13 protein-coding genes are annotated in these 12331 nt (G+C 66.2%); 2 read left to right on the top strand and 11 right to left on the bottom strand.

The window, feature by feature from the left end; translation table 11 throughout:
• The first annotated feature begins 24 nt into the window (after positions 1-24).
• Positions 25-378, top strand: coding sequence for a type II toxin-antitoxin system RelE/ParE family toxin (locus tag E3C22_RS08850; RefSeq protein WP_134761620.1), 354 nt, complete (start codon positions 25-27; stop codon positions 376-378).
• A gap of 46 nt (positions 379-424) precedes the next feature.
• Positions 425-721: a helix-turn-helix domain-containing protein gene (locus E3C22_RS08845; protein WP_134761619.1), complete on the top strand. Its 297-nt coding sequence runs from the start codon at positions 425-427 to the stop codon at positions 719-721.
• 55 nt (positions 722-776) lie between these two features.
• Here E3C22_RS08845 and trmB read toward each other — a convergent pair whose 3' ends face one another.
• The 11 genes from trmB to tsaB form a co-directional block, all read right to left on the bottom strand.
• Positions 777-1484: a tRNA (guanine(46)-N(7))-methyltransferase TrmB gene (gene trmB, locus E3C22_RS08840; RefSeq protein ID WP_134761618.1), complete on the bottom strand. Its 708-nt coding sequence runs from the start codon at positions 1482-1484 to the stop codon at positions 777-779.
• 180 nt (positions 1485-1664) lie between these two features.
• Complete coding sequence (metK, locus tag E3C22_RS08835) at positions 1665-2930, bottom strand: methionine adenosyltransferase (protein ID WP_134761617.1); 1266 nt, start codon at positions 2928-2930, stop codon at positions 1665-1667.
• Positions 2931-3117: 187 nt separating this feature from the next.
• Entirely contained in the window at positions 3118-3543 is a 426-nt protein-coding gene (locus tag E3C22_RS08830) for a helix-turn-helix domain-containing protein (RefSeq protein WP_134761616.1), read from the bottom strand.
• Positions 3544-3678: 135 nt separating this feature from the next.
• Positions 3679-5298, bottom strand: a complete 1620-nt coding sequence (gene lnt / locus E3C22_RS08825; protein ID WP_134761872.1) for an apolipoprotein N-acyltransferase — start codon at positions 5296-5298, stop codon at positions 3679-3681.
• 293 nt (positions 5299-5591) lie between these two features.
• Positions 5592-6665 carry a hemolysin family protein gene (locus E3C22_RS08820; RefSeq protein WP_167591718.1) on the bottom strand — a complete coding sequence of 358 codons (1074 nt, stop codon included), beginning with the start codon at positions 6663-6665 and terminating at the stop codon, positions 5592-5594.
• Positions 6666-6728: 63 nt separating this feature from the next.
• Positions 6729-7310: an rRNA maturation RNase YbeY gene (ybeY, locus tag E3C22_RS08815; RefSeq protein ID WP_134761615.1), complete on the bottom strand. Its 582-nt coding sequence runs from the start codon at positions 7308-7310 to the stop codon at positions 6729-6731.
• 97 nt (positions 7311-7407) lie between these two features.
• Positions 7408-8409 carry a PhoH family protein gene (locus tag E3C22_RS08810; protein ID WP_134761614.1) on the bottom strand — a complete coding sequence of 334 codons (1002 nt, stop codon included), beginning with the start codon at positions 8407-8409 and terminating at the stop codon, positions 7408-7410.
• Positions 8410-8455: 46 nt separating this feature from the next.
• Positions 8456-9877 carry a tRNA (N6-isopentenyl adenosine(37)-C2)-methylthiotransferase MiaB gene (miaB, locus tag E3C22_RS08805; RefSeq protein WP_134761613.1) on the bottom strand — a complete coding sequence of 474 codons (1422 nt, stop codon included), beginning with the start codon at positions 9875-9877 and terminating at the stop codon, positions 8456-8458.
• A 137-nt stretch (positions 9878-10014) separates the two neighbouring features.
• A complete protein-coding gene (olsA, locus tag E3C22_RS08800; protein ID WP_134761612.1) occupies positions 10015-10806 on the bottom strand; it encodes a lyso-ornithine lipid O-acyltransferase in 792 nt (263 codons plus the stop codon).
• An 81-nt stretch (positions 10807-10887) separates the two neighbouring features.
• Positions 10888-11421, bottom strand: a complete 534-nt coding sequence (locus tag E3C22_RS08795) for a GNAT family N-acetyltransferase (RefSeq protein ID WP_134761611.1) — start codon at positions 11419-11421, stop codon at positions 10888-10890.
• A gap of 116 nt (positions 11422-11537) precedes the next feature.
• Positions 11538-12299: a tRNA (adenosine(37)-N6)-threonylcarbamoyltransferase complex dimerization subunit type 1 TsaB gene (gene tsaB, locus E3C22_RS08790; protein WP_134761610.1), complete on the bottom strand. Its 762-nt coding sequence runs from the start codon at positions 12297-12299 to the stop codon at positions 11538-11540.
• Positions 12300-12331: the final 32 nt, after the last annotated feature.

The raw sequence follows: 12331 nt of genomic DNA, 5'->3' as shown, positions 1-12331 counted from the left end.
GAACTGTACATTATATGGTGCAGGATGGAGGCCGAAGACCCACGCAAGATCCCTCTGGTTTTCTACCGAACCCGCTCTGGCGGCGAGGTCGTCCTCGAGTGGCTTCGAGGTCTCAATGAGGTCGATCGGCGGGCCATTGGGTTGGACTTGATGCGTGTGCAATATCGATGGCCGATTGGAATGCCGCTTTGCCGCGCGATGGGAAACGGCCTCTGGGAGGTGCGTAGCTCATTGCCCGGCGGACGCATCGCCCGGGTGTTTTTCTGTGCGCATGACGCGCGGATTGTGGTGCTTTCCGGGTTCATCAAGAAGACGCAGAAGACCCCGGACAGCGAACTGACGCTCGCCCGTCAGCGGATGAAGGAATTCTTGCCTTGACCTGGCATTTCAATCTGGCCGAGCCAGTTTTTCAGGCGTGATCGTCATGACAGATAAAGTGACACGAACCCTCGATGGGTTGACGAGCCTCGATGGGTTTCTCGATGCAGAAGGCACTCGCGATGAATTCGAGGCGATCGCGATCAAGGAAGTGCTGGCCTGGCAGATCGAACAGGCGATGAAAGAGCAGAAGCTCTCGCGCAAGCGGCTGGCCGAGCAGATGGGTACCAGTCGCAGCCAGATCAGTCGTCTGCTCGATCCGAAGGATGGCAACGTGACGATCGCCACATTGCAGCGCGCGGCCGAGATCGTCGGCCGAAAAGTACGGATCTCGCTAGTCTGAATGACTGATCTATCCAAGCCGTTTCGGCGGCCGCAGCTTCGCGGTTCGCGCTCGATCAGCCGCCGCTTCGCCTGAACGTCAGATAGGCGGGCGGGCGTCCTTCGCGGATCGCCTTCGCCTCATAACGGGTGCCGGGCCAGCCTGCGAAAGGCTCATGCCAGTCGGCTGGCCGCCTTGCCGTCCATTCGAAGGCCGGGTGGTCGGCGGCGTGGCGCAGCGTCCAGTTGACATAGGTGTCGATGTCGGAGGCGAAGCGGAACAGCCCGCCCGGCTTCAGGACGCGGGCGAGGCGATCGAGATTGCGGGCGCTGACAAAGCGTCGCTTGAAGTGCTTCTTCTTCGGCCAGGGATCGGGATAGAGGAGGTCGACGGCGTCGAGCGAGGCCTCCGGCAGCCAGTCGATCAATTGCGTCGCGTCGTCGTCATAGAGGCGAAGATTGCCCCGGGGAGCATCTTCGAGGGCCGACAGCAGCTTCGCCATGCCATTGACGAAAGGCTCGACGCCGATGAAGCCGCAGGCGGGATCCTCGCCGGAACGATGGAGGAGATGCTCGCCGCCACCAAAGCCGATCTCCAGCCGGATTCGCTCGACCGGGGCCCGAAACAGGCTCGCAAGATCGGTCGGGGCCGCTTCCGCGAGATCGACCCGCAATTGCGGCAGCCGCGTCTCGATCAGGTCAGCCTGATGCGCTCTCAGCTTTGGCCCCTTGAGCCGGCCGAAAAAGGCTTCGCGCCGACGCTCGGGATGGTCCTCTGCGACCATGGAAGATGGCTCCGGTTCGATGCGGCCGACGCGCGCGACGATCCGGCCCTTCACCGCCATCGTGCTGCCATCGCCTGACAAAGCAAAGGGCCCGGCGATGGCCGGGCCCGATGGATTTTCTGCGCGGTCCTCGCGGCCCCATCCCAACCGACGGCCGCCGGTCGGGCGAAGTCGGTGGCCTCAGCCCTTGACCGCGGCCTTCAGCTTCGGCGCGAGATCGGTCCGCTCCCAGGAGAACGATCCGTCGCGGCCGGGCTTGCGGCCGAAATGGCCGTAGGAGGCGGTCTTGGCGTAGATCGGCTTGTTGAGGTCGAGCGAGCGGCGGATGCCGGTCGGCGAGAGGTCCATCACCGAGCGGATGGCCTTCTCGACCTGCTCCTCGGTGACGTTCTTGCCGGTCTCGTGAAGGTTCACATAAACCGACACCGGCTGCGCGACGCCGATCGCATAGGCGATCTGGATCGTGCACTTCTCGGCAAGGTTCGCCGCGACGACGTTCTTGGCGAGATAGCGCGCCGCATAGGCGGCCGAGCGGTCGACCTTGGTCGTGTCCTTGCCGGAGAAGGCGCCGCCGCCATGGGGCGCTGCGCCGCCATAGGTGTCGACGATGATCTTGCGGCCGGTGAGGCCGGCGTCACCGTCCGGGCCGCCGATGACGAACTTGCCGGTCGGGTTGATGTACCAGACGCAGTTCTCGGCGATCGGCAGGTCGCCCATGGCCTGGCGGATATAGGGCTCGACGACCTGGCGGACCTTTGCCGAATCCCAGCTCTCATCGACATGCTGGGTCGACAGGACGATCGAGGTGACCTCGGCCGGCTCGCCGTTCTCGTAGCGGATGGTCACCTGGCTCTTGGCGTCGGGGCCGAGCTTGGCGGCTTCGCCCTCGCCGGACTTGCGGGCCGCGGCGAGCAGTTCGAGGATCTTGTGGGAATAGTAGATCGGCGCCGGCATCAGCTCCGGCGTCTCCTTGCAGGCGTAGCCGAACATGATGCCCTGGTCGCCGGCGCCTTCCTCGATGTCGTTGGCGCCTTCCTTGTCGCGGCTCTCATGGGACTTGTCGACGCCCTGGGCGATGTCGGCCGACTGCGAATGCAGGAGCACGTCGATCTTGCAGGTCTTCCAGTGGAAGCCGTCCTGCTCGTAGCCGATGTCGCGGATGGCGCGGCGGGCCGCCGACTTGAAGCGCGAGGGGTTGATGACTTCCTTGCCGGCCTTGTCGGTCTTCATCAGCGAGGGCGGCAGGCGCACCTCGCCGGCGATCACGACGCGGTTAGTGGTCGCGAGCGTCTCGCAGGCAATACGGACCGACCAGGGATCGACGCCGCCCTTCTTGGCTTCCCGGTAGACCAGATCGACGATCTCGTCCGAGATCCGGTCGCACACCTTGTCCGGGTGTCCTTCGGAGACGCTCTCGCTGGTGAATAGATAGTCCATGCGCTGCATTCGTTTTTCCTTCTTCTGAGCCGCATGCCACCGGGCAGGGGTCGACCCCCGCGCGGCTAGTCGCAGATGCTGACTCTGACAGAATTTACGAGAATGGAAGTTTCCCGCGGACCGATGGGGGTTTGGGCCAAGGACGTGGCGAAATCAAGCCACAAGTGGTGGTAAAACGGTCGAAATCGCCCGTTTTTTAAGACTTCGGCAGGTCGTCGGAGCTGCCGGCAAGGGTCCGCACGAGGTCGATCACGCGCTTGCGAACCTTCGGATCGGCAATCCTGACGAAGGCCCGATTGAGCTGAAGTCCTTCGGATGTCGAAAGAAAATCGACCACGTAGTCGGAGCCGGTCTCGCTCATCCCGCTGCTCGTCTGGGCGGGAGATCCCGGCGCGTCCTCGAAAAAATATGCAACCGGCACATTGAGCACGTCGGAGATGTGCTGGAGGCGGCTCGCGCCGATCCGGTTCGAGCCCTTTTCGTATTTCTGCACCTGCTGGAAGGTGATGCCGAGCGCTTCGCCGAGCTTTTCCTGGCTCATGCCGAGCATGGTCCGGCGCAGCCTGACCCTCGAGCCAACATGCGTGTCGATGGGGTTCGGCTTCTTCTTGCTCTCCTGCATCGCATACGCCTCTCGCTCCGGCCGACGGGTCCGGTCGGGCCGTGACAGCAGCCGGCAAGGGGGGCCGGCGGCTCACTTACAAAGATCATCGCCCCTTAGAATTTCCCCACGGCGTCGCCCATTACCGTTGGCTTGTCAATCCGTTTGCCGACTGATCAATAACCAGCCGGTCAATCCGGCAAGGAAAGTTGCACTCAGCAACATCATAAAGGGAAGATTACGAAGGCGGGAATATGGCGTTGCCGCGGCAGCGGCGGGAAGCCGGGATTCGATCGTCCCCGTCGCTCCGAGCGCGAGTGCGTCGATCTCCCGGCCATAGGGGTCCGTAACCGCTGAAATCCCGGTATTGGCGGCGCGCACCAGTGGCAGGCCCACCGCGACGGCGGATATCTCCGCGAGCTTCAGGTGCTGATAGGGGCCGGGCGTCCTGCCGAACCAGCCGTCATTGGTGTCGTTGACGAGAAAGCCGGGACGGTCGTTGGCTATGCTCGCGGCGATCTCGGCGGGAAAGATCGCCTCGTAGCAGACCAGCGGCAGAAAGGCCGGCGCACCGTCCAGCCTGACGATCTCGCGCTGGGTGCCCGGCGAGAACCCGCCCGGCATCTGGGAGAGGTTAAGAATGCCGAACCGCTCGAAGAAGGCGCCATAGGGCATGTATTCGCCGAACGGCACGAGATGCACCTTGTCGCGGGCGTCGACGATCTCGCCATTGTCGTCGACGACGATGACTGAGTTGTAGAGAAGCTCGCCGCCGGTCGCCAGCGGCTCGATCCGCGGCGCGCCGGCGATCAGGGTCTCGCCCGGCCGGATCATGTCGGCGAGGCGGGCGACCGCCTCCGGCCGTTCGGTGAGGATGAAGGGGAGGGAGGATTCCGGCCAGACGATCAGCGTCTGCCGCTTCTGTGCGGCCGAGATGATCTTCGCGCCCTGCGCCGGCGCCTCTTGCGTTTGGTTGGGTGCGCGCGCCTCGCGGCCCTTCTCCGTGACGGCGATCTGCTTCGAGAAGATCTTCTGCGCCGCCGCCTCGTCGAACTTGTCGGACTGGGCGATGTTCGCCTGGACGACGCTGACGTCGACGCCATCAACGAACTGCGTCGGATGGGCCGACAGCCGCCAGGCGCCGAAGCCGATATGGCCGGCGGCGACAAGGATCGCGAATAGGAGCACTGGCAGGCGGTGGTGGCGATCCGCCAGCACCGCCGGCGCCGCGAAGACGATCACCGCAAGGAGGCTGAGACCGTGCAGGCCGATCAGGCTGACCGACTGCATCAGCATCGGCGTCGGCGCGGCGAGGACGCCGATCTCGTTCCAGGGGAAGCCGGTGAGGACGAAGGAACGCAGCCATTCGAAGAGGCCGAACGAGGCCGCGAGAACGAGGATGCGCGAGGCACTGTCCGACCAGAAGCGCCGGGCGAGCATTGTCGCCAGCCCGAAATAGACTGCGAGCACCGCTGGAAGGCCGAGGACGGCGAACGGGATGAAGACCGCGAAGGCTGCGGCATCCACCAGCATGGCGCTGCCGAGCCACCAGAGACCGGCGACGAAATAGCCGAAGCCGAACAGCCAGCCGATCCAGAAATCCGCCAGCAGCGTGCGGATCAGCCCCGGCCGGGCGCCGATCCCGTCGAGCAGCCAGACGAGAAGCGGAAAGGCGATGAAGGCGGCGGCGGGAAAGTCGAGCGGCGGCAAGGCAAGGGCAGCCACCGCCCCGGCGCCGACCGCCGCGAGGACGCGCGGCAGACCTTCGAGCAGCATCACGCGGCCTGCCAGACGCTCGACGAAGCCCCCGGTCTTCCCGCTCTGGGTGATCACTGCGCCCAAAGGCCCCCGCCCGCAGTTCCGCTGCCTGAAATCCACTTGCCCGTCGCGCCGGCCCGAGAGCCTCCGTCAGTCCGAAAGGACAAAGGACGCTCCACGATGTCGAATCCCGGCATCGTGCTTGCCGGAAAAGGATCGCGATCTTCGGGGCGATGCTGTAGCCCAGAACCACAGTTGAGGCCAGACGGCTTTCTTCAGGCTGGCTTCGGATCGCGCCGGCCGTGTCCGCCTCAAGCCTGGTCGGCGAGGCCCTCGACGATGCGGCGGCGTTTCTCGCCCTGGCGGAAGCGGACGATGCGCACCCGACGCACCCGCCGGGGATCGGCCTCGAGCACCTGGAACTCGAAGCCCGGCACGGCCTGGACGACCTCGCCGCGCGCCGGGACGCGGCCGAGCTCGGAGAACAGGAGGCCGCCGATCGTGTCGGCCTCTTCCTCATATTCGGAGATGTCGAAATCCTCGCCGACGACCTGCTTCACCTCGTCGAGATCGGCCCTGGCATCGGCATAGAAGATGCCGTCGCCCCGCTCGATGATCATCGGGGCCTCGTCGTCGTGCTCGTCCTCGATGTTGCCGACCACCATCTCGATGACGTCTTCCAGCGACACGAGGCCGTCGGTGCCGCCATATTCGTCGATCACCAGCGCCATCTGGATACGCGCCGCCTGCATCTTCGCCATCAGGTCGGTGGCGAGCATCGAGGGCGGCACGAACAGCACCTTGCGGATGATGCCGAGGTCCTCGACCTTGCGGGCGAGGTTGATCTGGCGAAGGTCGAGGCCGGCCCGCGGCTTCCTCGCCGTGCCGTTGCCGTTCTGCTGCTTGGCGGGACGGGCGACGCGGGTGATGTGGCCGACGACGTCGCGGATGTGGATCATGCCGCGCGGATCGTCGAGGCTCTCGCCATAGACCGGCATGCGGGAATGGCCGCTCGCCTCGAACTGCTTCATCAGCTCGCCGAGGGTGGTGGTGATCTCGACGGCGCGGATGTCGGCCCGCGGCACCATGATGTCCTCGACGCGGACCTCGCGGAGCCGCAGGATGTTGTTGAGCATCGCCCGCTCGGTGGGCGAGAAGGCGTCCTCCTCGGGGCTCTGGCTCAGGAGCGCCTTGGTCAGGTCCTCGCGCACGAGCCGGGGCATGCGGGGGCGCAGCCGCTCGAACAGGCCGTCGAAGAATCCCCGTCCGCCATTGGCCTGGGGAGAATGTGGCTGGAGGCGACTTCGGTCGTCGCCGCTGTTGTCGCCGCTCGCGGTCGCCGGTTCGGCGGCCGGTCCTTCAGCGGCGTGGTCCTCGCGTGGCATCGTCTCACTCAAAGCTCAATCATCCCGGACTATAGTGGATCGCTCGCCGAGTTGCGAGACCGATCACGCCAGAGGATCCCTGGTCCCGGCCGGGACCGTTCGAAGCGGCCGGTCGCCATAGGGATCGGCAATGCCGAGGCCCGCCAGGATGGCGATCTCGAGAGCCTCCATCGCCGCCGCCTCGTCGTCCTCGATGTGGTCATGGCCGAGAAGATGCAACAGACCGTGGACGAGAAGATGGCCAAGATGGTCGGCCAGCGACTTTTCGTCCGCCGCGGCTTCCTTCGCGACAGTCTCGAAGGCGATCAGCAGATCGCCGGCGAGCAGGCCGGGCAGGTCGCCCGGCGTCAGCTGCACCATCGGGAAGGAAAGAATGTTCGTCGGCTTGTCTTTGCCGCGCCATTCGCGGTTTGCCTCGCGCACCGTTGCATCGTCCGAGAAGGTGACGGAGATCTCGGTTTCCAGCGCGGTGGGAAGCCCGACATGGCCGGCAGCGGCGCCGAGGGCGCGCAGCGTCAACGCTTCCAGCGCCTCGTAGGGAATCGCCTGCGACCAAGCGGACGCATCGACTGAGATGGCGACGGCAATGCCGGGAAAGCCGTGCAGCGCGGCCGTCACGGCCTCGTCCTGTCCGTCTTCGAACATCGTGGTTTCAGGCGCTTTGCCCATCGCTCCAGGCTTTCGCGAGAATAGATTACGCCGGCTTACCGAGTCACTCGTCCATGACGCATCAACCGAGGCCTCAGCGGTCGAGCGGCGCGCCGCTGGCGCCGCGCTGCTCGGTGGCGTCGCGTTCATAGGCCTCGACGATCGCCTGGACCATCGGATGGCGGACGACGTCCTTCGCCTCGAAGCGCACCGTGACGATGTTCGCGACACCGTCGAGAACCCGCATCGCCTCGACGAGCCCGGACTTCTGGCCGGGCGGCAGGTCGACCTGCGAGGGATCGCCGGTCACCGCCATGCGGGCGTTCTCGCCGAGGCGCGTCAGGAACATCTTCATCTGCATCGAGGTGGTGTTCTGCGCCTCGTCGAGGATGACGGCGGCATTGGCAAGCGTGCGTCCGCGCATGAAGGCGAGCGGCGCGATCTCGATCGCGCCGGCGGTCAGCGCCCGCTCGACCTTTTCCGCCGGGATCATGTCATAGAGCGCATCGTAGAGCGGCCGGAGATAAGGGTCGACCTTCTCCTTCATGTCGCCGGGCAGGAAGCCGAGCCGCTCGCCGGCCTCGACGGCCGGCCGGGTCAGTACGATGCGATCCACCTGGCCGCGTTCGAGGAGCTGCGCCGCATGGGCGACGGCGAGATAGGTCTTGCCGGTGCCGGCGGGGCCGACGCCGAAGACCAGCTCGGCCCGGTCGAGGGCGCGCATATAGGCGTCCTGGGTGGGCGTGCGGGCATGGATGGTCTTCTTGCGCGTCGAGATCTGGGCAAGCGCCATCCGCCCCTTCTTCTCGAGCGTCGGCAGATAGAGCTGATCATCCTGGGCGATCGCCATGCGCACCGCGCCGTCGACGTCCTTGCCGCCGATCTCGCTGCCACGCTGCAGGCGCTCGTACAGATGATCGAGGGCCCGCCGCGCCTGTTCGACGGCCGAGGGTGCGCCGCGGATCTCGACCTTGTTGCCGCGCGCCCGGCAGTCGACGCCGAGCTTCTGCTCGAGCAGCGCCAGATGTTCGTCGAACTGGCCGAACAGGGCGCTGGCCAGCCTGTTGTCCTCGAAAGTGAGGACGATATGGGTCATGTCCGAGGCCCCGGGGCCGACATGCGGCTTCAGATCTGACGATGAGTTACGCGGCAAACGGACCTCCGCGCTCGGGGCGCTCGAAGGAGAGGGGGGCTGCGGCCATCAGCGAATTGGCGACGGCCTCGACGATTTCGACTTCGACGATCTCGCCGATCTCGCCGGAGGACATCACCACCGGCTGCAGATAGGGAGAGCGCCCGACCATCTGGCCGGGATGGCGGCCGGGCTTTTCGACGAGGACGCTGAGGGTCTTGCCGACGAGGCTTTCGGAAAATGCCTGCTGCTGCCGGCGTATCAGGTCCTGCAGGCGGCCAAGGCGTTCGGTCTTCACCGCTTCCTCGACATGGCCGGTAAGCTCGGCGCCGGGCGTGCCGGGACGAGGCGAATATTTGAACGAGAAGGCCGAGGCGTAGCCCACTGCCTCGACGAGGCGCATGGTCGCGTCGAAATCGGCTTCGCTCTCGCCCGGAAATCCCACGATGAAATCGCCGGAAAGCGCAATGTCGGGCCGCGCGGCCCTGATCCTGTCGACGAGCCGCAGATAGTCGTCGGCTGTGTGGCGGCGGTTCATCGCCTTCAGGATGGCGTCCGATCCCGATTGGACCGGTAGATGCAGATAGGGCATCAGCTCGGGCAGATCGCGATGGGCGGCGATGAGTTCGTCGTCCATGTCGCGCGGATGCGAGGTCGTGTAGCGCAGCCGCTCGATCCCTGGGATCGCAGCGAGGGCGAAGACGAGACCGCCGAGGCCGACAGGCCGGCCGGCGGCGTCCTCGCCATGCCAGGCATTGACGTTCTGCCCGAGCAGCGTCACCTCGCGCACGCCCGCCTCGGCAAGCTGGCGGGCCTCGTCGAGGATCCGGGCAAGCGGCCGGGAGACTTCCGAGCCGCGCGTATAGGGAACGACGCAGAAGGTGCAGAACTTGTCGCAGCCTTCCTGGACGGTGAGGAATGCGCTGACGCCCCTCGCGCGGATCTCCTTGCGCTCGGCCTTCGGCAGATGCTCGAACTTGTCCTCGACGGCGTAGTCGGTGTCGACCACCCGCTCGCCCTTTTCGACCCGCGACAGCGCCTGCGGCAGCCGGTGATAGGTCTGCGGCCCGACGACGAGATCGACGACGGGGGCGCGGGCGATGATCTCTTCGCCCTCGGCCTGGGCGACGCAGCCGGCCACGGCGACACGCAGCTCGCGTCCCTCGGCGGCGCGCTCCAGCTTCATCTTGCGGATGCGGCCGAGCTCGGAATAGATCTTCTCCGCCGCCTTTTCGCGGATGTGGCAGGTGTTGATGAGGACGAGGTCGGCCTCCTCGATCGCCTGCGTCGCCACATAGCCGTCGCTCGCCAGCGCATCGCCCATGCGCTGGGAGTCGTAGACGTTCATCTGGCAGCCATATGTCTTGATGAAGACCTTGCGCGAACCGGCTCGTCTCGTCGGCGAAAGTGTCGCTTGGCTCGTATCCGTCATGCGCCCTTCAGTTTCGGCTTTCGTTGGCTGGCCGTCGCGGACATCGGCGGCAGATCGTCCGGCGATGACTCTCGCTTCTTATATCGACGCCATCGTGACCGAGCGCAAGCGCCGGTTCGCGTCTCTTTCGCCGATCGTCAGAGCCGGTCCGCGAGGGCTTCGGCGAGAAGCCGGCGGACGCTCGCTTCGGCGCTCCGGGCCATGGCCTTGCGATCGGAGGTTTCGGTGAAGGCGATCGGCTCGCCGAACGCGACCGTCGCGTCGATCGCGCCTTCCTTCAGAAATGCGAGAAGATGCGGCCCGAGGGTGACGTCGCCGGGCCAGGCGGCGAGCGGGCGAGAGTAGCGCCCGAGCGGCAGTCCGTTGGCATGGGTGTAGGCGACGGCGACCGGCTGCACGAGAACCGAGCCGGAGGTGGATTCGCGCAAGGCCATCTGTGCGGCGCCGAACAGCGCGGTGCGGAAGGGCAGCACCTCGTTGCCGTCCGAGGTGGTGCCTTCGGCAAACAGCACCATGGCATCGCCTTCCGAGAGCCGTTCGGCAATCGCCGAGGCCTGATGGGCAGTGCGCCCGCGCGCCTCGCGCTCGACGAAGACCGTGCGCTGCAGCCGTGCCAGAAGGCCGAAGGCCGGCCAGTCCTTCACCTCGGCCTTGGCGATGAAGGAGAGCGGCATCACCCGGCCGAGCACCATGATGTCCGACCAGGACTGGTGATTGGAGGTGATCAGCAGCGGCCGGCCGGTCGCGGGGGTGCCCTTCACCCGCACCGTCAGCCCGGCGACGCGGCAGGCGACGACGTGCCAGAGATGCGGCAGCTTGCGCTGGATCGGCCAGCCGCGCCGCATGGCGAGCGCCTGCAGCGGCCAGAGGGCAAGGGTCATCGAAACGAGCACCGCGGCGACGAACGCCACACGCAGCTTGGCGATCATGACGGCGGGCTCTCTCGTCGGGGGCTTTCGGTCACGATCGGTGCGTCATGAGGCTCGTGGCGGCGGGCGGCCCGGGCGACGTCACCTCGCGGCGGCAAATGTCCGCTTGAGGGTGAGCGCGCTGGTCCGCCGGCCGTCGGAATGCTGATAATAGGCGGGTCGCCGCCCCACTTCCTCGAAACGCAGCCGCTTGTAAAGCCTCAGGGCCGGCTCGTTCTCCTCGTCGACCTCGAGAAACAGCGACTGGACGCGGTCGGCGTGCAGCTTCTGCAACACGTGGTCCATCAACAGCCGGCCCACCCCGGCACGGCGGCTGCGACGGGCGACGGTGATCGTCAGGATTTCCGCCTCGCCGGCGATGGAGCGGCCGAGGACGAAGCCGAGCGGCGCACCCAGCGGCTGGCCAGGAAGGCGCACCACGAAGCCGAAGCTGCCGCGCTGGGCGAGCAGCGTGCCGAGCTCGTCGCCGGACCAGGGCTGATCGAAGGCTTCGCTGTGAAGATCCGCGGCGGCGTCGAGATCGTCGTCACCGAGCTCCGCAACCACCGGCTCGCCATGGCCGAGAATCGTCTCGAGCCAGCTCGCCGTCCAAACCCAGGGCAGAAACCAGTACATGACGCGCTCCTCCCTGCCCCTGACCGACACGGTTTCGGGACCATGATCGACCGATCCGTGGCACCCTAGGGCGGGCAGGCGCCCTTACTGAAAACACTATGATATTCGCAAGCCGATTAGGGAATGCTTTCCGTCGGTGCGCGGCGGAGCGAGGGAGCGCTCGAGGGCTTGGCATCGGCCGAGCGCAGATAGAGCGGGCGCGGCGCTTCGCCCGCCTCGGCAAGCGCGCCGAGGCGGGCGAGGGTCTCCGGATCGATCCGGTCACTGGGGTCGAGGATGACGCAATCGTGGTCGGAAAGACCCGCTGCGGCGATTGCCGCGCCACTGCCGACGAGACGGAGTGCGGTGGCTGAAACCGGACCGCCACCCGCAATCGCCGAGGTGACGAATGCCGGGAGGTCTGCGGGAAGCAGTGCGGCAGGGCCGTTCAGGGCGGATCCGTCCGACGAATACAACGCCGCATAGACCTCGCCGCGCCGAGCATCGATGACGGCGAGAACTGGTGTGGTGCTTTGGCCGCCACGAAGCTCGGCATTGCCGCCTGCCATGGCGATCGCGCCATTCGCAAGTGCGTCGAGGGTGGACATGCCGACGGCCTGAATGTCGAGCGCGAGGGCGAGGCCCCGTGCGGCGGCGACACCGACGCGGATGCCGGTGAAGGAGCCCGGGCCGGTCGTCACGGCGATGCGCTGAAGATCGCGATAAGTAATTCCGGCCTCGGCCAGAACCTCGTCAATCACGCCCGTCAGCCGTTCGGCATGGCCCTTGCCGATCTCGGGCTCGGCCGAGGCGAGCAGCCGGCCGTCCCCCGCCGCATCGAACACGGCCGCCGTGCAGCGGGAAAAGGCGGTATCGATGGCAAGGACGAGCGGAGGCATCAGCGAAAAGCGAATGGATCAGTATGAGTACT

Origin of the sequence: Jiella endophytica (genome assembly GCF_004519335.1) — a bacterium.
Taxonomy (GTDB): Bacteria; Pseudomonadota; Alphaproteobacteria; order Rhizobiales; family Rhizobiaceae; genus Jiella; species Jiella endophytica.
Note: the sequence above shows the minus strand (reverse complement) of the source record. Positions and strands in the feature narration are given on the sequence as shown.

What these genes read in the sequence shown, in the direction of transcription:
- E3C22_RS08850 (WP_134761620.1), top strand. Translation starts at nt 25, where the DNA reads ATGGAGGCCGAAGACCCACGCAAGATCCCTCTGGTTTTCTACCGAACC.
- E3C22_RS08845 (WP_134761619.1), top strand. Translation starts at nt 425, where the DNA reads ATGACAGATAAAGTGACACGAACCCTCGATGGGTTGACGAGCCTCGAT.
- trmB (WP_134761618.1), bottom strand. Translation starts at nt 1,484, where the DNA reads ATGGTCGCAGAGGACCATCCCGAGCGTCGGCGCGAAGCCTTTTTCGGC.
- metK (WP_134761617.1), bottom strand. Translation starts at nt 2,930, where the DNA reads ATGCAGCGCATGGACTATCTATTCACCAGCGAGAGCGTCTCCGAAGGA.
- E3C22_RS08830 (WP_134761616.1), bottom strand. Translation starts at nt 3,543, where the DNA reads ATGCAGGAGAGCAAGAAGAAGCCGAACCCCATCGACACGCATGTTGGC.
- lnt (WP_134761872.1), bottom strand. Translation starts at nt 5,298, where the DNA reads ATGCTGCTCGAAGGTCTGCCGCGCGTCCTCGCGGCGGTCGGCGCCGGG.
- E3C22_RS08820 (WP_167591718.1), bottom strand. Translation starts at nt 6,665, where the DNA reads ATGCCACGCGAGGACCACGCCGCTGAAGGACCGGCCGCCGAACCGGCG.
- ybeY (WP_134761615.1), bottom strand. Translation starts at nt 7,310, where the DNA reads ATGTTCGAAGACGGACAGGACGAGGCCGTGACGGCCGCGCTGCACGGC.
- E3C22_RS08810 (WP_134761614.1), bottom strand. Translation starts at nt 8,409, where the DNA reads ATGACCCATATCGTCCTCACTTTCGAGGACAACAGGCTGGCCAGCGCC.
- miaB (WP_134761613.1), bottom strand. Translation starts at nt 9,877, where the DNA reads ATGACGGATACGAGCCAAGCGACACTTTCGCCGACGAGACGAGCCGGT.
- olsA (WP_134761612.1), bottom strand. Translation starts at nt 10,806, where the DNA reads ATGATCGCCAAGCTGCGTGTGGCGTTCGTCGCCGCGGTGCTCGTTTCG.
- E3C22_RS08795 (WP_134761611.1), bottom strand. Translation starts at nt 11,421, where the DNA reads ATGTACTGGTTTCTGCCCTGGGTTTGGACGGCGAGCTGGCTCGAGACG.
- tsaB (WP_134761610.1), bottom strand. Translation starts at nt 12,299, where the DNA reads ATGCCTCCGCTCGTCCTTGCCATCGATACCGCCTTTTCCCGCTGCACG.